The sequence below is a fragment of the Nonomuraea sp. NPDC049378 genome (assembly GCF_055586745.1).
In genome coordinates this window covers 1-20,160 of the sequence record NZ_JBVJHP010000002.1, presented here as the reverse complement: position 1 = coordinate 20,160, position 20,160 = coordinate 1, and the positions used below count along the sequence as shown (strand labels likewise).

23 protein-coding genes and 1 tRNA gene are annotated in these 20,160 nt (G+C 68.4%); 20 read left to right on the top strand and 4 right to left on the bottom strand.

The annotated features are described in order from the left end of the window. Positions 1 to 147 precede the first annotated feature (147 nt). The 3 genes from ACZ6SA_RS04800 to ACZ6SA_RS04790 are packed head-to-tail and all read left to right on the top strand — an operon-like array spanning position 148 to position 3,178. Positions 148 to 1,404 (top strand): extracellular solute-binding protein, encoded by a 1,257-nt coding sequence (locus ACZ6SA_RS04800; RefSeq protein ID WP_347650521.1) that lies wholly within the window; start codon positions 148 to 150, stop codon positions 1,402 to 1,404. Between the two features lie 2 nt (positions 1,405 to 1,406). Next, positions 1,407 to 2,291, top strand: a complete 885-nt coding sequence (locus ACZ6SA_RS04795) for a carbohydrate ABC transporter permease (RefSeq protein WP_347650520.1) — start codon at positions 1,407 to 1,409, stop codon at positions 2,289 to 2,291. Beyond that, positions 2,291 to 3,178: a carbohydrate ABC transporter permease gene (locus ACZ6SA_RS04790; RefSeq protein WP_347650519.1), complete on the top strand. Its 888-nt coding sequence runs from the start codon at positions 2,291 to 2,293 to the stop codon at positions 3,176 to 3,178. The genes ACZ6SA_RS04795 and ACZ6SA_RS04790 overlap by 1 nt, the downstream gene beginning before the upstream one ends. Before the next feature lie 37 nt (positions 3,179 to 3,215). Here the strand turns inward: ACZ6SA_RS04790 and ACZ6SA_RS04785 are convergent, their stop codons facing one another. After that, a complete protein-coding gene (locus ACZ6SA_RS04785) occupies positions 3,216 to 3,959 on the bottom strand; it encodes a class I SAM-dependent methyltransferase (protein ID WP_347650518.1) in 744 nt (247 codons plus the stop codon). Positions 3,960 to 4,083: 124 nt separating this feature from the next. Between ACZ6SA_RS04785 and ACZ6SA_RS04780 the strand changes: the two genes are divergently transcribed. Both ACZ6SA_RS04780 and ACZ6SA_RS04775 read left to right on the top strand, forming a co-directional pair. Next, positions 4,084 to 4,623, top strand: coding sequence for an RNA polymerase sigma factor (locus tag ACZ6SA_RS04780; protein ID WP_465826662.1), 540 nt, complete (start codon positions 4,084 to 4,086; stop codon positions 4,621 to 4,623). Then, a complete protein-coding gene (locus ACZ6SA_RS04775) occupies positions 4,610 to 5,467 on the top strand; it encodes a hypothetical protein (RefSeq protein WP_465826660.1) in 858 nt (285 codons plus the stop codon). Before ACZ6SA_RS04780 ends, ACZ6SA_RS04775 begins: the two co-directional genes overlap by 14 nt. Here the strand turns inward: ACZ6SA_RS04775 and ACZ6SA_RS04770 are convergent. Beyond that, positions 5,456 to 6,481 (bottom strand): adenosine deaminase, encoded by a 1,026-nt coding sequence (locus ACZ6SA_RS04770; protein WP_465826659.1) that lies wholly within the window; start codon positions 6,479 to 6,481, stop codon positions 5,456 to 5,458. The genes ACZ6SA_RS04775 and ACZ6SA_RS04770 overlap by 12 nt on opposite strands. A gap of 92 nt (positions 6,482 to 6,573) precedes the next feature. Here ACZ6SA_RS04770 and ACZ6SA_RS04765 point away from each other — a divergent pair, with 92 nt between their 5' ends. Together ACZ6SA_RS04765 and ACZ6SA_RS04760 are read left to right on the top strand one after the other, a co-directional pair. Beyond that, positions 6,574 to 7,299 carry a hypothetical protein gene (locus tag ACZ6SA_RS04765; RefSeq protein WP_465826658.1) on the top strand — a complete coding sequence of 242 codons (726 nt, stop codon included), beginning with the start codon at positions 6,574 to 6,576 and terminating at the stop codon, positions 7,297 to 7,299. Positions 7,300 to 7,344: 45 nt separating this feature from the next. Further along, on the top strand, positions 7,345 to 7,896 hold the full coding sequence (locus ACZ6SA_RS04760; RefSeq protein WP_347650513.1) for a hypothetical protein: 552 nt from the start codon (positions 7,345 to 7,347) through the stop codon (positions 7,894 to 7,896). Positions 7,897 to 7,952: 56 nt separating this feature from the next. Here the strand turns inward: ACZ6SA_RS04760 and ACZ6SA_RS04755 are convergent, their stop codons facing one another. Continuing rightward, positions 7,953 to 9,161, bottom strand: a complete 1,209-nt coding sequence (locus ACZ6SA_RS04755) for a pyridoxal phosphate-dependent aminotransferase (protein ID WP_465826656.1) — start codon at positions 9,159 to 9,161, stop codon at positions 7,953 to 7,955. A 178-nt stretch (positions 9,162 to 9,339) separates the two neighbouring features. Here ACZ6SA_RS04755 and ACZ6SA_RS04750 point away from each other — a divergent pair. The 8 genes from ACZ6SA_RS04750 to rplL all read left to right on the top strand — a co-directional run bounded on the left by ACZ6SA_RS04750 (position 9,340) and on the right by rplL (position 14,216). Next, positions 9,340 to 9,412 (top strand) — tRNA-Trp (locus ACZ6SA_RS04750). Positions 9,413 to 9,490: 78 nt separating this feature from the next. After that, positions 9,491 to 9,736: a preprotein translocase subunit SecE gene (secE, locus tag ACZ6SA_RS04745; RefSeq protein ID WP_347650511.1), complete on the top strand. Its 246-nt coding sequence runs from the start codon at positions 9,491 to 9,493 to the stop codon at positions 9,734 to 9,736. A gap of 81 nt (positions 9,737 to 9,817) precedes the next feature. After that, positions 9,818 to 10,585, top strand: a complete 768-nt coding sequence (gene nusG / locus ACZ6SA_RS04740; protein ID WP_347650510.1) for a transcription termination/antitermination protein NusG — start codon at positions 9,818 to 9,820, stop codon at positions 10,583 to 10,585. Positions 10,586 to 10,705: 120 nt separating this feature from the next. Further along, on the top strand, positions 10,706 to 11,137 hold the full coding sequence (gene rplK, locus ACZ6SA_RS04735; RefSeq protein WP_347650509.1) for a 50S ribosomal protein L11: 432 nt from the start codon (positions 10,706 to 10,708) through the stop codon (positions 11,135 to 11,137). Positions 11,138 to 11,199: 62 nt separating this feature from the next. Beyond that, a complete protein-coding gene (gene rplA / locus ACZ6SA_RS04730; RefSeq protein WP_347650508.1) occupies positions 11,200 to 11,919 on the top strand; it encodes a 50S ribosomal protein L1 in 720 nt (239 codons plus the stop codon). 251 nt (positions 11,920 to 12,170) lie between these two features. Beyond that, positions 12,171 to 12,989: an SCO4651 family lipoprotein gene (locus tag ACZ6SA_RS04725; RefSeq protein ID WP_465826654.1), complete on the top strand. Its 819-nt coding sequence runs from the start codon at positions 12,171 to 12,173 to the stop codon at positions 12,987 to 12,989. 237 nt (positions 12,990 to 13,226) lie between these two features. Then, positions 13,227 to 13,751, top strand: a complete 525-nt coding sequence (gene rplJ, locus ACZ6SA_RS04720) for a 50S ribosomal protein L10 (protein ID WP_347650506.1) — start codon at positions 13,227 to 13,229, stop codon at positions 13,749 to 13,751. Between the two features lie 69 nt (positions 13,752 to 13,820). Then, positions 13,821 to 14,216 (top strand): 50S ribosomal protein L7/L12, encoded by a 396-nt coding sequence (gene rplL / locus ACZ6SA_RS04715; protein ID WP_132518411.1) that lies wholly within the window; start codon positions 13,821 to 13,823, stop codon positions 14,214 to 14,216. Between the two features lie 9 nt (positions 14,217 to 14,225). On the opposite strand, the gene ACZ6SA_RS04710 is transcribed toward rplL, so the two are convergent. After that, positions 14,226 to 14,690: a nuclear transport factor 2 family protein gene (locus tag ACZ6SA_RS04710; protein WP_465826652.1), complete on the bottom strand. Its 465-nt coding sequence runs from the start codon at positions 14,688 to 14,690 to the stop codon at positions 14,226 to 14,228. 85 nt (positions 14,691 to 14,775) lie between these two features. Here ACZ6SA_RS04710 and ACZ6SA_RS04705 point away from each other — a divergent pair, with 85 nt between their 5' ends. The 5 genes from ACZ6SA_RS04705 to rpoB form a co-directional block, all read left to right on the top strand. Beyond that, positions 14,776 to 15,360: a TetR/AcrR family transcriptional regulator gene (locus ACZ6SA_RS04705; protein WP_465826651.1), complete on the top strand. Its 585-nt coding sequence runs from the start codon at positions 14,776 to 14,778 to the stop codon at positions 15,358 to 15,360. Between the two features lie 89 nt (positions 15,361 to 15,449). After that, positions 15,450 to 16,451: an ABC transporter ATP-binding protein gene (locus ACZ6SA_RS04700; RefSeq protein WP_347650503.1), complete on the top strand. Its 1,002-nt coding sequence runs from the start codon at positions 15,450 to 15,452 to the stop codon at positions 16,449 to 16,451. A gap of 205 nt (positions 16,452 to 16,656) precedes the next feature. Continuing rightward, positions 16,657 to 17,157 (top strand): hypothetical protein, encoded by a 501-nt coding sequence (locus ACZ6SA_RS04695; protein WP_347650502.1) that lies wholly within the window; start codon positions 16,657 to 16,659, stop codon positions 17,155 to 17,157. After that, positions 17,154 to 17,651 (top strand): hypothetical protein, encoded by a 498-nt coding sequence (locus ACZ6SA_RS04690; RefSeq protein ID WP_347650501.1) that lies wholly within the window; start codon positions 17,154 to 17,156, stop codon positions 17,649 to 17,651. The genes ACZ6SA_RS04695 and ACZ6SA_RS04690 overlap by 4 nt, the downstream gene beginning before the upstream one ends. A gap of 435 nt (positions 17,652 to 18,086) precedes the next feature. Further along, positions 18,087 to 20,160: DNA-directed RNA polymerase subunit beta (gene rpoB / locus ACZ6SA_RS04685; protein ID WP_465826649.1), on the top strand; the 2,074-nt coding region annotated here is incomplete at its 3' end.

Here is a 20,160-nt window from a genome sequence, read left to right as displayed (position 1 = left end):
CGGGCCGGTATAGACCGGTTGCTGAACTCAGGCTTACAGTGACGCAAACGCGTGGAGCTGTGGCTCGCGCGCCCCCCAACCCCTGGGCGGGGTCCGTTGGCTGGTACGGACCAGCGTCACCCGTCCGACGAGAAGGCGGTATCTCCAGTGAAGACGAAGCTTGCGGGCGGCGCCGTTCTCGGCCTCGCCACGGTGCTGGTCCTGTCCAGTTGCGGATCCGGCGGCGGTGCCCAGGAGTCGGGCGACGGTCAGGTCACGCTGAAGATGGTCGCCGCCGACTACGGCGACGGCCCCGGTAAGCCGAACTCGGGCGAGACGTTCTGGAAGGGCGTCGTCGACGAGTTCGAGGCCGCCAACCCCACCATCAAGGTCGACGTCCAGGTCATCAACTGGAACGACATCGACAAGCAGGTCGCCACCATGATCCAGAACGGTCAGGTGCCCGACATCCTGCAGACCGGCGACTATTCCGGCTTCGTCAAGGACGGCCTGCTCCACAAGGTGGACGAGGTGCTCTCGCCGAACGTCTCCGGCGACATGCTGCAGAAGTTCGCCGAGTTCGGCAAGGTCGACGGGACGCAGTACGGCATCCCGTTCGTCTCCTCCGCCCGCGCCCTGTTCTACAACAAGGACCTCTTCGACAAGGCCGGCGTCAAGGAGCCGCCGAAGACGTGGGACGAGCTCAAGGCCGCCGCGGGCAAGCTCAAGGAGGCCGGCGTCACGCAGCCGTTCGGCCTGCCGCTCGGCCAGGAGGAGGCCCAGGCCGAGTCGTTCCTGTGGATGCTCGGCAACGGCGGCGGCTACACCGACGCCTCCGGCAAGTGGACGATCGACTCGCCGCAGAACGTCGAGACCTTCACCTACATGAAGGGCCTGGTCGAGGCCGGTCTGACGACTCCCAACCCGGGCACCAAGGACCGCAAGACGGTCTGGGAGGACTTCGGGGCCGGCAAGGTCGGCATGGTCAACGGCGGCCCCATGTCCATCCCGATCTTCGACGCCGCCGGGCTGGAGAACTACGGCGTCGTGCCGATCCCCGGCAAGACCGGCCCGCTCGACACCACCCTCGGCGTCATGGACTGGATCATGGCGTTCAACAAGAACGGCCACGCCGCCGAGATCAAGAAGTTCTTCGACTTCTTCTACACCGGCAACGCCGCCCAGAAGATCTCCGAGACGTACAAGCTGCTGCCCGTCACCAACGGCGGCATCGAGAAGCTGTCGGGCGACGAGAAGCTCAAGCCGTTCCTCGACGCGCTGCCGAACGCCAGCTTCTACCCGTTCCAGGACCCCAAGTGGGCCGTCGTCAACCCGGCGATCAAGCAGACCATCGGCGGTGCCGTCAAGGACGACCCGGCCAAGGTTCTCGGCGAGCTCCAGAAGACGGCCGAAGCGGCCGGCTAATCATGAGAAGGTTGCGTGCCCTGGAGCCGCTCGCGTGGGTCGGGCCCGCCGTGCTGCTGATCGTGCTGGTCGTGCTCTGGCCCGTGATCGAGATGATCAGGTCGTCGTTCCTCAAGATCAGCCGGTTCGGCATCGTCCAGGGCGGCAACGGCCTGGCGAACTACGAGAAGCTGGTCGGCGAGAAGGACTTCGCCGACATCATGGTCCGCAGCGTGGTCTGGGTGGTCGCGGTCGTCGTGCTCACCGTGCTGATCTCGCTGGCCCTGGCCCAGCTGTTCAACCAGCACTTCCCGCTGCGCAAGCTCGCCCGATGGGCGCTGATCGCGCCCTGGGCCGCGTCGGTGCTGATGACGGCGATCATCTTCAAGTGGATGCTCGACCCCGAGGTCGGCGTGATCAACCAGATCCGCGTCAAGCTCGGGCTGATCGACGCGATGGGCGGGGCGGCTGCCGACCAGCTCGGCGACGCCTCCACCGCCATGCCGTGGCTGGTGTTCGTCGCGGTGTTCGTGTCGGTGCCGTTCACCACGTACGCGCTGCTGGCCGGCCTGGCGACGATCCCGTCCGACGTCTACGAGGCGGCCAGGATGGACGGCGCGGGCCGGCTGCGGACGTACTGGTCGATCACGCTGCCGCTGCTGCGCCCCGCGCTCACCGTGGCGGCCCTGATCAACGTCATGAACGTCTTCAACAGTTTCCCGATCATCTGGGCCATGACCCACGGGCAGCCCGGCTATTCGACGGCCACCTCCACCATCTTCATGTTCATCCTCAAGAGCTCCGACATCGGCGAGTCGGCGGCCATGTCCGTGGTCAACTTCGGCATGGTGATCGTGCTGACCGTGATCTTCCTCAAGGTTTCCCGCTGGAACAAGGAGGTCACGTGATGGCCGTCAACACCATGGCGCCGCGGACCAGGCCCCGCCCCCACGTCCGGCCCGATCGCGGAGCGCCGCGCCGCATGCCGAAGCTGAAGACCGTGATCGTCGCGGCCGCCGCGTACGTCATCTCGTTCCTGTTCCTGTTCCCGTACGTGGTGATGCTGCTCACCTCGCTGCGCTCCCAGGACTCGCTGCGCGAGGTGTCGTTCTGGCCCGAGGAGTGGGTGTGGTCCAACCTCACCAACTTCTGGACCAGCGGCCTGGCCGGCAACCTGTGGGTGACGCTGAAGGTGGCCGCGGGCTCGACGGTGCTCGTGCTGCTGGTGGCGCTGCCCGCGGCCTACTATTCGGCGCGGCACAGGTTCAGGGGGCGCACGGCGTTCCTGATCCTCGTGCTGATCACCCAGATGTTCCAGCCCACCGCCATGCTGGTCGGCATCTACCGCGAGTTCTTCCAGTTCGGGCTGGTCGACTCGATCTGGTCGCTGATCCTCGTCAACGGCGGCTTCAACCTGGCGTTCGCGGTGTGGATCCTGAACGCGTACTTCGCCTCGATTCCGCGCGAGCTGGAGGAGGCGGCCTTCATCGACGGCAACGGGCGGTTCGGCGCGCTGTTCAGGATCACGCTGCCGCTGGCCCTGCCGGGCGTCATCACAGCGCTGATCTTCACGTTCATCGCCGCGTGGAACGAGTTCGTGGTCGCGCTGACCCTCACCACGACTCCGGAGAACCAGCCGCTGACCGTGGCGCTCAACTCGTTCATCGGCCAGTATCAGGTCGACTGGCAGAACCTGTTCGCCGGCTCCGTGATCGCCACCATCCCCGTGATCATCCTCTTCGCGCTGATCGAACGGAAGGTGGTCGGCGGGCTGACCGCCGGGTCCATCAAGTGACGCGCGGCCCGGCCGCCACCCGCGGCCGGCCTCGCCGTCACTGCTTGGGCTTGGGCACCCGCGCGACGCAGAACACCGTCTGGCCGAACGGCGGGCGGACGAAACGCTCGATGAAGCGGGTCAGCGGGACCACCGTGCGGTCGTAGACCTTGACCAGGCGCGGGTCGGGATAGCCGACGCCGCCCCGGCGCACGGCCGCCCACCAGGCGATGCCGCCCAGGAAGTTGATCGGCTTGAGCACCTCGACGTCGAGCCCGGCCTTGGCGACCGCGGTGCCCAGCGTCTTGGGCGTGTAACGCTGGACGTGCCCCACCTTGCGGTCGAAGTCACCATAAAGCTGCATGTAGCCGGGCACCCAGATGATGATCCGCCCGCCGGGCAGCGTCACGCGGGCCAGCGAGCGCAGCGCCTCGGCGTCGTCCTCGATGTGCTCGAGGACGTTCATCATGACGACGGTGTCGACCTTGTTCTCCAGCGGGATGTCGGTGGGCAGCCCGAACTGCAGGACATCGATCTCGTCACGGTCCGCGAAACGCTTCTCCAGCTGCTCGACGCAGTAGGGGTCGAAGTCGCTCACGACGAGCCGGTCGAGCCGCGGCAGGAACTGCTCGGCGAAGTGGCCGAGCCCGGAGCCGATCTCCAGCATCGAACGCCCGACATGCGGGGCGACCATGTCGAACTCGTACTGCCGATAGTTCTTGGCCTCGTCCCCACCCAGGTGGTTCTCCAGGGCCTCGTCACCGGCCGCCGGTTGTACTACACGGTCATACCCAGAAGACATAATCCCGTTCCTTCTAGGGGCTGATGGATTGCCCGAGTCTAATGCCCCGATCAACGGCCACGTTCACCTGAACAGCGAAACACCCTTCCGCGCGCCGCCAGGATGCGATGGAATCTGAGCCGCCATGGACGACGACGAGGCGATCGCGCGCTCGCTCACCGGTGACCTGGCCGCCTACGAAGCGCTGGTCACCCGCTACAGCGCGCTCGCCCACCGTACCGCCGTCATGCTGGGCGCGGGCGACGAAGCCCAGGACGTCGTGCAGGAGGCGTTCGTCAAGGCGTACCGGCACCTGGCGAGTTTCCGCAGGGACGCGCCGTTCCGCCCGTGGCTGCTGCGCATCGTCGCCAACGAGACGCACACCCTGACCCGGTCGCGAGGGCGCAGGGGAGAGCTGGCACTCCGGCTCGGGGCGACCGCCGGCACGGCGGCGCCCGACGACCCCGAGGGCGCCGCCGTCGCCGCCGACTGGCGCACGCGGCTCCTCGCGGCGGTGCGCGACCTCCCAGAACGGGAACGCCAGGCCGTGGTCTGCCGGTATTTCCTACAGCTGACCGAGGCGGAGACCGCGCAGGTGCTCGGCTGGCCCGTCGGCACCGTCAAGTCCAGCACCCACCGCGGGCTGGCCCGGCTGAGGAAGGGGGTGGGCGATGAACTCGCCTGAGCCGTACGACGAGCTCGAGGCCGAACTGCTGGCGCTCGGCGACCGCATCGACGTCCCCGGCCTGCCTGCCTCCGACGTCGCCGCCGCCGTACGCGCCCGCCTCGAACCCACCCCCGAACCGCGCGCCACCGAGCCGCCCACCCCGAACCCGCGCGCCACCGAGCCGCCCGCCCTGGACCGGCCCGCCGGCGAGCGCTCCAGGACACCGGAGGTGGCGGGCCGGCGGGAGGCGGCGGGACGTGGACGGCGGCCCCCGGGGAGAAGACGGGCGCGGTGGAAGGTCGTGACCGCCGTCGTCGTGGCCGTCCTCGCCGTCACCGCCGCCACCCCCCAAGGACGCGCCGCCGTGGCGACGATCCTGCGCTTCGCCGGAGTCGAGGTGGAGCTCGGCGACACCCCGCCCGAGCCGGTCACCACCCGGACGCCCCTGCCCGCCGAGCGGACGGCGTCCCTCGCCGATCTCCCCGAGCTGGTGGACTTCGCGGTCAGGGTTCCGGCCAGTCTCGGGAAGCCGCAGCGCGTCACGGTCGCCGACCACGGCAGGGTGGTGTCGATGTACTGGCCGGGCGGTGTGCGGCTCGACCAGTTCAGCGGCACGGTGGGGCCGTACTTCTACAAGCAGCTCGGCCCGCCGTGGCCCGACCGCGTCATGGTGGGCGCGTACGAAGCCTGGTGGCTGCCCGGGGAGCACCCGCTCGGCTACATCAGGCGCCAGGACGGCACCCACGTGCCCCTGCGGCAGGCGGCCCCCACCCTCGTCTGGCAGCAGGGAACGCTCAACTACCGGCTCGAAGGCGCCGGCAACGTGGGCGAGGCGGTCGCCGTCGCCACGTCACTCGGGTGAGGGCGAGCTCGTCAGCCACTCGTCCACACCCTGCAGCAACTCCTTGCGCACCGACTCAGGAGCCGTCGACGACCGTACGGACTGCCGCGCCAGCTCGGCCACCTCGGCGTCGCTGAAGCCGTGCACCTCCCTGGCCAGCTCGTACTGGCGCAGCAGCCGAGTGCCGAACAGCAGCGGGTCGTCGGCTCCCAGGGCGATGGGCACCCCCGCGTCGAACAGCCGGCGCAACGGCACGTCCGCGTCCCTCTCGGCCACCCCGAGCCCCACGTTGGACGAGGGGCAGATCTCGCAGCAGATCTGCCGGTCGGCCAGCCGCTGCATCAGCCACTCGTCGTCGGCCGCCCGCACCCCGTGGCCGACGCGGTCGGCCCCCAGGTCGTCGACGCACTGGGCCACGCTGCGCGGCCCCATCAGCTCGCCGCCGTGCGGCACGGCCAGCAGCCCGCCGCGTCTGGCGATCCTGAACGCCCGCTCGAAGTCGCGCGCCGCACCCCGCCGCTCGTCGTTGGACAGCCCGAACCCGACCACCTTGCCGGCGTACTGCGTGGCGAGCCTGGCCAGCGTGTTCGCGTCGAGCGGATGCCGGATCCTGTTGGCCGCCACGATCACGGCGATCCCGATCCCGGCGTGCTCGGCCGCCCGGTCCGCCGCGTCGAGCATCAACTCGAGCGTGGCCGTCAGCCCGCCGAACCGCGGCGCGTAACCCGACGGGTCGACCTGGATCTCCAGCCACCGCGACCCGGCCGCGACCTCGTCCTCGGCGGTCTCGGCCAGCAGCCGGTAGACGTGCTCCGGCCGGTTGAGCACGGACCGCGCGATGTCGTACAGCCGCTGGAACCTGAACCACCCGCGCTCGTCGGTGGCCCGCAGCTTCGGAGGCCAGTCCTGCTCCAGCGCGTCGGGCAGGTGCAGGCCCTGCTCCCTGGCCAGCTCGATCAGCGTCGAGTGGCGCATCGAGCCGGTGAAGTGCAGGTGGAGATGGGCCTTGGGAAGCGCGTGCAGGGGCCTTGGCATCCGCATATTTTGCCACCAGGGCCGAAAAGATCGCGGCAGGAGTCTGCGGGAACACGCGGTACGGGGGAGACCTCACGGGGGATCATCGAGAAATGATCCCCGAGGCGCGGGCCGGCAGGCAGGGATGGCGCACGGCGCTGGCGGCGCTGGCGTTCGCGGCGGCGGCCCTCATCATCTACGGTCTCTTCTCCTCAGGGTTCGGACGCCCCCCGCGGGCCGCCGTGGAGACACCGCAGCCCGTTCCCGCACCGCCCCCAACGGCGGACCGTACGCCCGCGCCCGGCGCGGCGAGCCGTACGCCCGCGACCGAGAACCGTACGCCCGCGGCGGAGGACCGGATCACCGCGGCGGAGGGCCGCACGCCCACGCCCGCGGCGGAGGACCGGGCCGCGGCGGCGGCGGCCGTTCCCGCCAGGCGTGCCGTGGCGCCCGCGCTCGCGGTGATCTCCGGCGACCTGTGGCTCACCTACCTGCCCGCCGGGCTGGCGCGCTCCGGCGGCGGAGCGATCGGGCATGAGCCGGGCGTCGAGGGCCGCTGGGCCAGGTGGAGCGCGGGCGGTGACATCGTCGAGGCCCGGGTCGAGCAGGGCGCCGTGGCGGCCGGCTGGGCGCGCTACCGCGAGCGGGTCGCCGTGCTGAACGCCCGCGCCATCACCGTGCGGGGCAGGCCCGCCGTGGTGGGCGAGCACCCGAAGGGCGGCCGGATGATCGCCTGGCTGGAACGGGCGGGCACCGGTGCGTGGGTCAGGGTCAGCGACTCTCTTGCCGGTGAACTGCTCACTATTGCGACCTCGGCCAGGGCTCCTGTAGGAGACTGAAAGCCTTTGCCCGGCATATGCACTCACGTCATGGGGGGTTGGTCAATGCGGCGTACGGCAGCCGTGCTCCTCGTGTGTGGGCTCATGCCGGGGCTGGCCGCCTGCGACGCCCTCGCCGGCCAGGTGCCGCCGACGGACCCCGGCACCGACGCGGGCAGCCGGTCGGCGCTCTCGGCGTCGCCGCGCCCCGAACCGGACACCCAGCGCCGGACCATCGCCCTGGCCTGCGGATCGACCGAGGTGCACATTCCCGCCTCGCCCGCCGGCCTGGCACGGGCGGGCTCGTTCAACCGCCTCGAGTCGCTCCGGCGCCGGACCAAGGTCAGGGGTCTGGCCTGGCTGCAGAACGACGAGCGCCTGTACGTCGGCGTGGTGTGCGGCGTGCGCACCGCCGAGCAGTTCGTGACGCTGGTGCCCAGGTCGACGCTGAGCGCGTACTGGGGCAGGCCGGCGCTGCACTGGACCACGCGCAACGGCCTGCGCAACTTCATGTGGCTGGAGCGGCCGGGCACCGCCATCTACATCGCCGCGACACCCGGCCTGGCCGACGAGATCAGGCCGCTCGCCTCCGAGATCGCGCAGAGCGTGGCCCAGTGACGTGCGCGCGGGTTGCGCGGTGAGTGACCCGGTGAGTGGTCCGGTGAACGGTGGACTCAGCGGGCCTCGGCCAGCAGCTTGCCCAGCCGGCTGACGCCCTCGACGAGGTCGTCGTCGCCCAGCGCGTAGGACAGCCGGAAATATCCCGGGGTTCCGAACGCCTCGCCGGGCACCACCGCGACCTCGGCCTCCTCCAGGATCAGCTCGGCCAGCTCGCCGGACGACGCGGGCCTGTGGCCGCGCAACTCCTTGCCGAGCAGCTCCTTTACAGAGGGGTACGCGTAGAACGCCCCCTTTGGTTCCGGGCACAACACGCCCGGGATCTCGTTGAGCATCCGAACCATCGTCTGGCGGCGCCGGTCGAACGCCGCGCGCATCTCCGCCACTGCGGACAGATCTCCCGAAACCGCGGCCAGCGCGGCCATCTGGGCGACGTTGGAGACGTTGGAGGTGGCGTGCGACTGCAGGTTGGTCGCCGCCTTGACCACGTCGGACGGGCCGATCAGCCAGCCCACGCGCCAGCCGGTCATCGCGTACGTCTTGGCCACGCCGTTGAGGATCACGACCCGGTCGCCCAGTTCGGGGACGGCCGTGGCGATGCTGGTGAACTCGGCGCCGCCGTACACGAGGTGCTCGTAGATCTCGTCGGTGACGACCCACAGCCCGTGCTCGGCGGCCCAGCGGCCGATCGCCACCGTCTCCTCGCGCGAGTGGACGGCGCCCGTCGGGTTGGACGGCGAGACGAACAGCAGCGCCTTCGTCCGCTCGGTGCGCGCCGCCTCGAGCTGCTCGACGCTCGCGAGGTAGCCGGTGGACTCGTCGGTCACGACGCTGACCTGTGTGCCCCCGGCCAGCTTGATCGCCTCGGGGTAGGTCGTCCAGTAGGGGGCCACGACGAGGACCTCGTCACCGGGGTCGAGCAGCGTCGCGAACGCCTGATAGACGGCCTGCTTGCCGCCGTTGGTGACCAGCACCTGCGACGCCTCGGCCTGGTAGCCGGAGTCGCGCCGGGTCTTGTCGGCGATGGCCTGCTTGAGCTCGGGCAGGCCGCCGGCCGGCGTGTACTTGTGGAAGCGCGGGTCGCGGGCCGCCTCGATCGCCGCCTCGACGATGTAGCCGGGCGTCGGGAAATCGGGCTCGCCCGCGCCGAAGCCGATGACGGGGCGTCCGGCCGCCTTCATGGCCTTGGCCTTGGCGTCGACGGCCAGCGTGGCCGACTCGGAGATCGCGGAAATTCTCGCTGAGATGCGGGGTCGGGTGGACATGCGTCCATGCTCCCACGGGGCACTTCGCAGGCCACACGCCCGCGTGACCTGGGCCATCAGGATTTGGTTCGACGTGGCAGGCATTCCCCCGTATGCTTTCGCGTGGTCCTTCCGCCGCATGTCGGCGAGCGGTTCGGTCCAGGCAGTGAGTCGATCAGGGTAGTCTGGTCGATGACATAGGGCACTGGCGCAATTGGTAGCGCACCGGTCTCCAAAACCGGCGGTTGGGGGTTCGAGTCCCTCGTGCCCTGCGAGTGCGGTCCGCGCAATAATGGGCGTGTAAGCGCGCCGCAAAACTGCGTTGGATACGACTGATTCAGGTGAGGACTGTGGCGATCGACACGCGCGGCGAGACCGCAGGCAAGCCGGGTGGCGAAAAGAAGACACGCACTTCACCTGCCCTTTTCTATCGGCAGGTCGTCAACGAGCTCCGCAAGGTCATCTGGCCGACACGCAAGGATCTCATCACCTATACGACGGTCGTTCTGATATTCGTTCTGATCATGGTTGCGATCGTTTACGGGCTCGACAGCGCCCTGGGATGGCTGGTTCTGCGGATCTTCGGCGGAGCCTGATCGAGAGCCCGGCCGGTGTCGTCTGACGGAGTCGCCATTCGATACGAGAGCAAACGACAAGACGAAAGAGGAAGAGTCACCGTGTCCGAGTCTTCAGTTCCGGCCGAGGAGCCCCGCGGCGAGTGGGGCGACGAGCTGGAAGAGGCTGCCGAGGAGGCCGCCGAGTCGGCCGTCTCCGAGGCCGAGGTCGCGGAGAGCGACGAGGCAGCCGATGCCGAGGCTTCCGCCGTCGAGGACGATGCTGCTCTTCTTCCTGAGGTCGATCCGGTCGAGGAGTTCAAGAGCTCCCTGCGCGGCCTGCCCGGCGAGTGGTACGTCATTCACTCCTACGCCGGCTACGAGAACCGCGTGAAGTCCAACATCGAGAGCCGCAACGTCTCGCTCAACATGGAGGACTACATCTACCAGGTCGAGGTGCCGACGCACACCGTCCAGGAGTTCAAGAGCGGCAAGAAGGTGCCGGTCAAGGAGCGCGTGCTGCCCGGCTACGTGCTGGTGCGCATGGAGCTGACCGACGAGTCCTGGGCCGCCGTCCGTAACACGCCCGGGGTGACCGGCTTCGTCGGCCTGTCCAACAAGCCCAGCCCGCTCAGCCTCGACGAGGTCGCCAAGCTGCTGGCGCCGGAGCCGACCGAGGAGAGCAAGAAGGCCGCGGCCAAGACGACCACGGGCCCGACCGTCGAGTTCGAGATCGGCGAGTCGGTCACGGTCATGGACGGCCCCTTCGCCACGCTGCCCGCCTCGGTGAGCGAGATCAGCCCCGAGTCGCAGAAGCTCAAGGTGCTCGTGTCGATCTTCGGCCGTGAGACTCCCGTCGAGCTCTCGTTTAACCAGGTCTCGAAGATCTAGGACGATCACCTACACTTAGACGTTCGGCTGGCCGCCCTGTCGCGAGGGGTGGCCTTCCGACATGTCAGGGCTGCATCCGCAGTCCGGCAAGCATCGCAATCAGGACCCGGAGAAGGACACATGCCTCCGAAGAAGAAAATCGCCGCACTGGTCAAGGTGCAGCTGCCTGCCGGTCAGGCCACCCCGGCGCCGCCCGTGGGCACCGCCCTCGGTCCCCACGGCGTCAACATCATGGACTTCGTGAAGCAGTACAACGCTGCCACCGAGGCCCAGCGGGGCAACATCATCCCCGTTGAGATCACCATTTTCGAAGACCGCAGCTTCTCCTTCATCACGAAGACGCCGCCGGCGCCCGAGCTGATCAAGAAGGCTCTCGGCATCGACAAGGGCAGCGCGGTCCCGCACCGTGACAAGGTCGGCAAGCTGAGCCGCGAGCAGCTGCGCAGCATCGCCGAGACCAAGATGCCCGACCTCAACGCCAACGACGTCGAGGCGGCCGAGAAGATCATCGCCGGCACCGCCCGGTCGATGGGCATCACGATCGCCGACTGACACCCTTTTCCCGTTCGTGGGAGGGCCCAGCGGGCCCGCGGACCACTCAGGAGTCACAAGACATGAAGCGCAGCAAGGCGTACAAAGACGCGGCCGCCAAGGTCGACAGCGACAAGCTCTACTCGCCCGCCGACGCCGCGAAGCTGGCCAAGGAGACGTCGCCCACCAAGTTCGACGGCACCGTCGAGGTCGCACTGCGGCTGGGCGTCGACCCTCGTAAGGCCGACCAGATCGTGCGCGGCACGGTCAACCTCCCGCACGGCACCGGTAAGACCGCCCGGGTCCTGGTCTTCGCGACCGGTGACCGTGCCGAGGCAGCCCGCGAGGCGGGCGCCGACATCGTCGGCGCCGACGAGCTGATCGACGAGATCTCCAAGGGCAACCGGCTCAACGAGTTCGACGCCGTCGTGGCCACGCCCGACCTGATGGGCAAGGTCGGCCGCCTGGGCCGCGTGCTCGGTCCGCGTGGTCTCATGCCCAACCCCAAGACCGGCACCGTGACGCCCGACGTCGCCAAGGCCGTCACGGAGATCAAGGGCGGCAAGATCGAGTTCCGCACCGACCGGCAGGCCAACCTGCACTTCGTCATCGGCAAGACGTCGTTCAACGAGCGCCAGCTCGTCGAGAACTACGCCGCCGCCCTTGACGAGGTGATGCGTCTCAAGCCGTCGGCGGCCAAGGGGCGCTACCTGAAGAAGGTGACCTTCTCCACGACGATGGGCCCCGGCGTTCCCGTCGACCCCAACGTCACCCGCGGCCTCACCGCCGACCTGGAGGCCTGACCTTCCGCACTCCTCGCAAAGAGCCTCGCCCCTGTTCAGGGCGGGGCTCTTTCGTCGTTGCCGCCGTTACGAGCCTTCCCGGAGCTCCGAGGTCCGTGCGCGGGGGCGGTGCCGTCGAGGCGTGGGATGCCGGGCGGCGGGGCACCACTTGTGGAGAAGATGTGTGGGGTCTGTGAGGGTTAACCCTGGGTTTTCCCTTAGTTCTCGGGGGAAGGCGCCACGGCGGCGGAACTTAAACGTAAGGTCAAAACATGCTGAAGCGCATAAGTCTCTCCGCGGCCGGCGCCGCGCTCGTCGTGGCAGCGGTCGCCGGTTGTGGATCGAACGCCCAGCCCATCCAGGTCAATCTGGCCGCCTCGGAGGTCCTCTCGCAGGCCGCGCAGAAGACCGCGGAGGTGACCAGCTACACCGTCGACGCCGTCGTCAACGTGACGCATCCCCAGGAGGGGACCGGCAAGGTGCAGGGCCGCATGCTCTACCAGAGCAAGCCCCAGCTCGCCGTGGACCTCACCCTGGACACCGCCGACATGGGAGGCAGGAGCCTGCCGGGTGGCGCGCGCGCCGTCCTCCAGGACGACACCGTCTACGTCAAGGTCGAGGCACTCAACGACCTCGTGGGCGCCACCAAGCCGTGGATCAAGGTCCCGCTCAGCGGGATGGCCGACTCCAGCCAGGTCAACCAGGTGCTCACCCAGATCCAGCAGTTCGATCTGGGCAACATGACCAAGCTCATCACGGCCTCGCAGGACGTGAAGTCGGTCGGCAACGAGAGCGTCAACGGCGAGGACACCACCCACTACAGCGGCACCTTCCCGGTCGACGCGGCCGTCCAGCAGCTTCCCGCCGACAAGCAGGAGAACGCCAGGACGGGCCTGGCGGAGCTGAAGGACGTCAAGTTCGACATCTGGGTGGCCGCCGACGGCCTGCCGCGCAAGCTGACCCTGAACGGCTCGAAGGAGGGCGGCACGCTCGACGCCACCCTGTTCTTCAAGGGGTTCAACGAGCCGGTCTCCATCGACGCTCCGCCCGCGGACCAGGTGGGTGAGCTGCCCAAGGGCAAGACCAGCTGAGAACGATTTGGAAACTCGGCCGCCAGCACGTAGTCTGGTCGGTGCCGAAGACCGCCGGTCGTCGTCAGGTGCCTCAAAGCCTGGCGACCGAAGGATCCACATCATGTGGACGGCCCGCGCAGGTGTGATGCGAGTTTCCCACATGGTGTGATCCGTGTGTGAGCCCCGTGCGCCCTGCGCTCGGGGCTGTTCTCATGTCGAGGGGCCTTCGCCGGTGGCACATCTGGAAGGAGGCCCATGGCGAGGGCGGATAAGGCGACAGCGGTTGCCGAGCTCAAGAACGAGTTCGAGGGCAGCGCTGCCGCCGTTCTGACCGAGTACCGCGGTCTCACCGTCGCGCAGCTCAAGGAGCTGCGCACCTCTCTCGGTGAGAATGCGAAGTTCGCCGTGGCGAAGAACACCCTGACCAAGATCGCGGCCGACGAGGCCGGTCTCGCGGGCCTCGAGAGCCTGCTCACCGGTCCGACCGCGATCGCCTTCGTCAACGGCGACGTTGTCGAGGCGGCCAAGGGTCTGCGTGACTTCGCCAAGGCCAATCCCCTTCTGGTGATCAAGGGCGGCGTCCTTGACGGCAAGACGCTTGACGCCACCGAGATCACCAAGCTTGCCGACCTCGAGTCCCGCGAGGTCCTCCTCGCGAAGCTGGCCGGCGCCATGAAGGCGAAGCAGAGCGCTGCTGCCGCGATGTTCGCCGCGCTGCCGACCAACATGGCCCAGCTGGCCGACGCCCTGCGCGCGAAGCGCGAAGAGGCCGGCGAGTAACACGGGGGTTGCCGCAACTCCGCGGTCCCGTTCCTAGTTCTCAGCACGTCCTAACGTAAGGAAACCATCATGGCGAAGCTCAGCACCGACGAGCTGCTCGACGCGTTCAAGGAGATGACCCTCCTCGAGCTGTCCGAGTTCGTGAAGCAGTTCGAAGAGGTCTTCGACGTCAAGGCCGCCGCGCCCGTCGCGGTCGCCGCCGCCCCCGCCGCCGGTGGCGCCGGTGCCGAGGCCCCCGCCGCCGAGGAGCAGGACGAGTTCGACGTCGTCCTCGAGGCCGCCGGTGACAAGAAGATCCAGGTCATCAAGGAGATCCGCGCCCTCACGTCCCTGGGCCTCAAGGAGGCCAAGGACCTGGTCGACGGCGCTCCCAAGCCCGTGTTCGACGGCAAGGTCAACAAGGAGCAGGCGGAGAAGGCCAAGGCTGCCCTCGAGGGCGCCGGCGCCACCGTCACCGTGAAGTAACTTCCCCCTTCACGCTCGCTCTACGGAAAGAGGCGGCTGCACCCTGGTGCCGGGTGCGTCCGCCTCTTTTCGCGTCTCCGGGGGCGCTCCCGCCGACCGGACCCGCGTGACGGCGCTGGTGTCCATGTAGTCCCTGGTGTGGACGATCTCGCCGTCCCTGATCCGGAGAACCAGCAGGCCGGGAACCGCGACCAGCTCCCCGCCCACCTCCACGACGGCGTCCTGCTCCACCACCACGACCTCCGGGTCGTCGGTGCGCCGCAGGGCACGCCGGCGCACCTCACGCACCGCGAAGGGCATCCGGTCCCACATGTCGCGGTAGCCCGTACGGACCTCCTCGCGGCCCCTGAACGGCGGCAGCCCGCCGAACGGGAACTCGTGCAGCCCGGTTTCCGCGTAGAGGTCGGCCAGCTCGTCCGGGGACTTGTGCAGCATCGCCGTGTGGTAGCCCGTGACGATCTCTTCGATGGACATGATCGAGCCTTTCGCTCAACGTACGTTGACTCAACGAGCGTAGAGTGAAAGGGGAGGGTCGGTCAACGCGAGTAGAGTCGGGTCGATGGGCGAGAGAGTGCTACCCCGGGCCGAGAGGCGGCGCAGGACCGAGAGGCGGATCCTCGACGCGGCCAGGGCGCTGTTCGCCGAAGTCGGCTACGAGCGCGCCACGATCAGGGCCGTCGCCAGGTCGGCCGAGGTCGACCCCGCCCTCGTGATGCAATATTTCGGCAGCAAGCAGGAGCTCTTCCAGCAGTCGGTGCGCGGGGTGGCGGCCTCCGGCACGGACGAGGGCGAGGGTCAAGGCGAGGGTGCGGAGGGCCTCGTCGAGCGGTTGCTCGGCACGCTCGGCATGAAGCTGGGCGAGATGCCGCAGGGCTCGCTGGCCATGATGCGGTCGATGCTCACGCACCCCGAGGCCGCCGCGTCGGCGCGGCAGGTCCTGGGCACGCAGATCGACCGGCTCGCGGAGTCCATCCCCGGCGAGGACGCGCGGTTGCGCGCCGCGCTGATCATGACGGTCATGGTCGGCGTGACCGTGGGCAACCAGCTGCTCGAGCTCGACGAGCTGCGCGGGGTGCCGCCGGAGGAGATCGCCCGGCTGCTCCGTCCCAGCCTGCGCGCGCTTACTGGACCCGAAGTCTCATAACCGGCCCGTAACAAGTCGCCGGATCGGGTTCACATCAGGCGGATCGCCGTTACCGTGGAGCCACATCCCCCGGAATGCCGAGGTGGCCAGTGGGCGTCGAAGTCGTGGTCGACGGGTTGACCAAGTCGTTCGGCCGGCAGGTCATCTGGGAGGACGTCTCCCTCACCCTCCCGCCCGGCGAGATCTCCGTGCTGCTCGGCCCTTCGGGCACCGGCAAGTCGGTCTTCCTCAAGTCCCTCGTCGGCCTGCTCAGGCCCGACCGCGGCCACATCTGGATCGACGGCTACGACCTGGCCCACTGCGACGAGGGCAGGCTCTACGAGCTGCGCAGGTTGTTCGGCGTGCTGTTCCAGGACGGCGCCCTGTTCGGCTCGCTCAGCCTCTACGACAACATCGCCTTCCCGCTGCGCGAGCACACGAGGAAGTCCGAGAGCCAGATCCGCGCGGTCGTTATGGAGAAGATGGAGCTCGTCGGGCTGCTCGGCGCCGAGTCGAAGCTGCCGGGGGAGATCTCCGGCGGCATGCGCAAGCGGGCGGGGCTGGCCAGGGCGCTGGTGCTGGACCCTGAGATCATCCTGTTCGACGAACCCGACTCCGGCCTCGACCCCGTGCGCACCGCGTACCTCAACCAGCTCATCGTCGACCTCAACGCCGAGATCGAGGCGACGTTCCTGATCGTCACCCACGACATCAACACCGCCCGCACGGTCCCCGACAACATCGGGCTGCTCTTCAGGCGCGAGCTGGTCATGTTCGGGCCGCGCGAGATGTTGTTGTCGAGCGACGAGCCGGTGGTGCGCCAGTTCCTCAACGCCAGGAAGCACGGGCCGATCGGCATGTCCGAGGAGAAGGACGTCTCGGAGCTGGAGGCCGAGGCGCTACTGGGGCACGATCCCGGCGCGCTGCCGCCGATCCCGCCGCAGCTCATGCCGAGCGACAACTCGATCCGCAACAGCCAGCGGCCGCCCGGCACGTGGCTGGCGGCCAACGGCGTGATCCCGCCGCAGGGCTCGTTCGTGGACGAGCGCGGCCGCAACTGGCTGGAGGAGTATCCGCGCCTGGTCAACTCCCACCTCCACGGCGCCAGATAGCGCACAGGCGGCGGGGCCACCACTCGACAGGCGATGTGCGTCGTCGACGCCTCAGCGGGGCTCTCAGGCCCGGCCAGGGGCATTCACGGGTTTTCGGCTGGCTCGTCATGAGCTGGTGAAATGCCGCCTCGGTTGGTTGAGGGGCTCCACGCGCGAATGCCAGGTTATGATCCCGGCGACCGGCCGTGGAAGGGGTGAGCGCGTCGTGGCAGGGCTCGCGGTTCGGCCCGCTCGCATCCTCATGGCGGCACTCGGCGGGGTGCTGGTGGCGCTCGTGGGCACGGGCGTGTGGCTCGCCGCGCAGACGCGCGACGAGCAGGCCAGGGCGGACGACAAGCAGGCCGCGCTCCAGGCGGCGAGCACCCACGCGATCAACCTCATCTCGCTCGGGCACCGCACCGTCGACGACGACATGAAGCGCATCCTCGACACCTCCACCGGACCGGCCAGGGCCGAATACGAGGCCGACGCCGGCAAGCTCCGGTCGACCACCGTCGCGAACAAGGTCGTCCAGCACGGCGTCCTGCGCGCGACCGGGCTGGTCTCGCTGACGGGGGCCGTCGCGAAGGTGCTGGTCGTGGCCGACGTGGAGATCCGCTGGGACGGCTCCGACAACCCGCCGCAGGAGCGCTACTACCGGTGGTCGATGGACGTCACCAGGACCGGCGGCGCCTGGCTGGTGTCTAAGGTGGTGCAGGTCGCGTGAGGATCTTCACGATCGCGCTGCTCGGCCTCCTGGTGGCCGTGGCGGGGGTGCTGGTCCCGGTGATGTGGTTCGATCTGCGCTCCCTGCGCGCCGCGGACGAGGCCGCGGCGGAGGCGCTGTCCGCCGCCAAGAGGGTGGCGCCTGACCTGCTCTCGTACGACTACCGGACGGTGGACAAGGACCTGGCGCGCGCGAAGGAGCACACCACGGGGGGACTGACCACGTACTACGGGCAGCTGGCGACGAGCCTGGCGTCCAGGGCGAAGGCCCAGAAAATCATTCAGACCGTGTCCGTGGCGGGGGCCGGCGTCGAGCGGGCAGAACCCGACCGGGTGGAGGTTCTGCTCGTCGTGAACACGGGTACGGTCAAGGAGAGCTCCGGCAAGGACGGGCCCCAGCAAGGGTTCACACAGAACCGGGCAAGGTTGGTGATGGTTCGGCAAGAGTCCCGATGGCTGGTGGCCGATCTGTCGACCCTGCTCGGGACCGCCTGACCCCCGGCGCGCCGCTTCCTTCAATTGTTATCAAAAAACAGGTTTAGTGCGGTCAATGCCAGGGGTACCTCAGTCACAGCTACACCGGTTGCCGGCATGGGTTCGGCCCTCGGTGTGACAGAGCGTTAACCGCCCCCGTTCGCGGGTATCGTCTTGGGCCTGGCGGTAGGCGATCGGTCACACAGGGGAGAAAACCCAAGCGTCCGGGCCCCTAGTCGGCTAAAAGTCGCGCTTGTGGGCTTGACGTATCCGCCTGAACGGGCGATGCTGCGACCAACGTGGAGCATGCAGCGAGAGTGAAGTGGACAGGCGTGTGCCGTTCGGCTACACTGCCCCTTTGCGCTGCCCTTTGACGACCCGCGATGCTTGCTCACGTTGCGAGGTTGTCTGGCGTGCGTGTAGTCAGTCCGCCGCGAGCCCTCGGAAGGACATCTGTTGGCAGCCTCGCGCAACGCCTCCGCCGTACCCGCTGGTCCCCGTCGCGTGTCATTTTCGCGCATCCAGGAGCCTCTCGAAGTTCCTGACCTTCTCGCTCTGCAGACCGAGTCGTTCGACTGGCTGCTCGGCAACGAGAAGTGGAAGGCCCGGGTAGAGGCGGCTCGCCAGGCCGGGCGCAGGGACGTCCCGACCCAGTCGGGTCTCGAAGAGATCTTCGAAGAGATCAGTCCGATCGAGGACTTCTCGGGGACCATGTCCTTGTCGTTCCGCGACCACCGGTTCGAGCCGCCGAAGTACTCCGTAGACGAGTGCAAAGACAAGGACATGACCTTCTCCGCCCCGATGTTCGTGACGGCGGAGTTCATCAATAACACCACCGGTGAGATCAAGAGCCAGACGGTGTTCATGGGCGACTTCCCGCTCATGACGCCGAAGGGCACGTTCATCATCAACGGCACCGAGCGTGTCGTGGTCTCGCAGCTGGTCCGTTCGCCCGGCGTCTATTTCGAACGTAACGTCGACAAGACGTCCGACAAGGATCTGTACGGCTGCAAGGTCATCCCGTCCCGGGGTGCCTGGCTGGAGTTCGAGATCGACAAGCGCGACAGCGTCGGTGTGCGCATCGACCGCAAGCGCAAGCAGGCCGTCACCGTGCTTCTCAAGGCACTGGGGTGGACCAACGAGAAGATCCTCGAGCGTTTCGGCCAGTACGAGTCGATGCGGGCCACCCTGGAGAAGGACCACACGGCCGGCCAGGATGACGCGCTGCTCGACATCTACCGCAAGCTGCGGCCGGGCGAGCCGCCGACCAAGGAGTCGGCGCAGACCCTGCTGGAGAACCTCTACTTCAACCCCAAGCGGTACGACCTGGCCAAGGTGGGCCGCTACAAGATCAACAAGAAGCTCGGGGTCGACGCCGAGATCACCCAGGGCACGCTGACCGAGGACGACATCGTCGCCACGATCGAGTACATCGTCCGCCTCCACGCGGGCGAGGAGTCGATGCCGGGCGCCAACGGAGAGGTCATCGTCGAGATCGACGACATCGACCACTTCGGCAACCGCCGCCTGCGCAGCGTCGGCGAGCTCATCCAGAACCAGGTCCGCCTGGGTCTGGCCCGCATGGAGCGCGTCGTGCGCGAGCGGATGACCACGCAGGACGTCGAGGCGATCACGCCGCAGACCCTGATCAACATCCGCCCGGTGGTCGCCTCCATCAAGGAGTTCTTCGGCACCTCGCAGCTGTCGCAGTTCATGGACCAGACCAACCCGCTGGCCGGGCTGACGCACAAGCGGCGTCTGTCCGCGCTGGGCCCCGGCGGTCTGTCGCGTGAGCGGGCCGGCTTCGAGGTCCGTGACGTGCACCCGTCCCACTACGGCCGGATGTGCCCGATCGAGACCCCTGAAGGCCCCAACATCGGCCTGATCGGGTCGCTGGCCTCCTACGGCCGCATCAACGCCTTCGGCTTCGTCGAGACCCCCTACCGCAAGGTGGTCGACGGCAAGGTCACCGACCAGATCGACTACCTCACCGCCGACGAGGAAGACCGTTTCGTCAAGGCGCAGGCCAACACGGTGCTCAACCCCGACGGGTCGTTCGCCGACTCCCGGGTCCTCGTGCGCACCAAGGGCGGCGAGACCGAGCTCGCCCGTGCCGAGGAGGTCGACTACATCGACGTGTCGCCGCGCCAGATGGTGTCGGTGGCCACGGCGATGATCCCCTTCCTCGAGCACGACGACGCCAACCGCGCTCTCATGGGCTCCAACATGCAGCGCCAGTCGGTGCCGCTGCTCAAGAGCGAGGCGCCGCTGGTCGGCACCGGCATGGAATACCGCGCCGCGACCGACGCCGGCGACGTCATCAGCGCCGAGAAGGCGGGCGTGGTCGAGGAGGTCTCGGCCGACTACGTCACCGTCATGAACGACGACGGCACCCGCACCACCTACCGCGTCGCCAAGTTCAAGCGCTCCAACCAGGGCACCTCGTTCAACCAGAAGCCCATCGTCGCCGAGGGCGACCGGGTCGAGGTCAACCAGGTGATCGCCGACGGGCCGTGCACCGACCAGGGTG

Bases quoted from the DNA above. Each gene is read 5' to 3' on its own strand.
- ACZ6SA_RS04785 (WP_347650518.1), bottom strand. From the start codon at position 3,959: ATGTCTTCTGGGTATGACCGTGTAGTACAACCGGCGGCCGGTGACGAG.
- ACZ6SA_RS04790 (WP_347650519.1), top strand. From the start codon at position 2,291: ATGGCCGTCAACACCATGGCGCCGCGGACCAGGCCCCGCCCCCACGTC.
- rplA (WP_347650508.1), top strand. From the start codon at position 11,200: ATGAAGCGCAGCAAGGCGTACAAAGACGCGGCCGCCAAGGTCGACAGC.
- ACZ6SA_RS04795 (WP_347650520.1), top strand. From the start codon at position 1,407: ATGAGAAGGTTGCGTGCCCTGGAGCCGCTCGCGTGGGTCGGGCCCGCC.
- ACZ6SA_RS04775 (WP_465826660.1), top strand. From the start codon at position 4,610: ATGAACTCGCCTGAGCCGTACGACGAGCTCGAGGCCGAACTGCTGGCG.
- ACZ6SA_RS04710 (WP_465826652.1), bottom strand. From the start codon at position 14,690: ATGTCCATCGAAGAGATCGTCACGGGCTACCACACGGCGATGCTGCAC.
- ACZ6SA_RS04705 (WP_465826651.1), top strand. From the start codon at position 14,776: ATGGGCGAGAGAGTGCTACCCCGGGCCGAGAGGCGGCGCAGGACCGAG.
- ACZ6SA_RS04770 (WP_465826659.1), bottom strand. From the start codon at position 6,481: ATGCCAAGGCCCCTGCACGCGCTTCCCAAGGCCCATCTCCACCTGCAC.
- rplK (WP_347650509.1), top strand. From the start codon at position 10,706: ATGCCTCCGAAGAAGAAAATCGCCGCACTGGTCAAGGTGCAGCTGCCT.
- rplL (WP_132518411.1), top strand. From the start codon at position 13,821: ATGGCGAAGCTCAGCACCGACGAGCTGCTCGACGCGTTCAAGGAGATG.
- ACZ6SA_RS04765 (WP_465826658.1), top strand. From the start codon at position 6,574: ATGATCCCCGAGGCGCGGGCCGGCAGGCAGGGATGGCGCACGGCGCTG.
- ACZ6SA_RS04780 (WP_465826662.1), top strand. From the start codon at position 4,084: ATGGACGACGACGAGGCGATCGCGCGCTCGCTCACCGGTGACCTGGCC.
- ACZ6SA_RS04725 (WP_465826654.1), top strand. From the start codon at position 12,171: ATGCTGAAGCGCATAAGTCTCTCCGCGGCCGGCGCCGCGCTCGTCGTG.
- ACZ6SA_RS04760 (WP_347650513.1), top strand. From the start codon at position 7,345: ATGCGGCGTACGGCAGCCGTGCTCCTCGTGTGTGGGCTCATGCCGGGG.
- rplJ (WP_347650506.1), top strand. From the start codon at position 13,227: ATGGCGAGGGCGGATAAGGCGACAGCGGTTGCCGAGCTCAAGAACGAG.
- ACZ6SA_RS04755 (WP_465826656.1), bottom strand. From the start codon at position 9,161: ATGTCCACCCGACCCCGCATCTCAGCGAGAATTTCCGCGATCTCCGAG.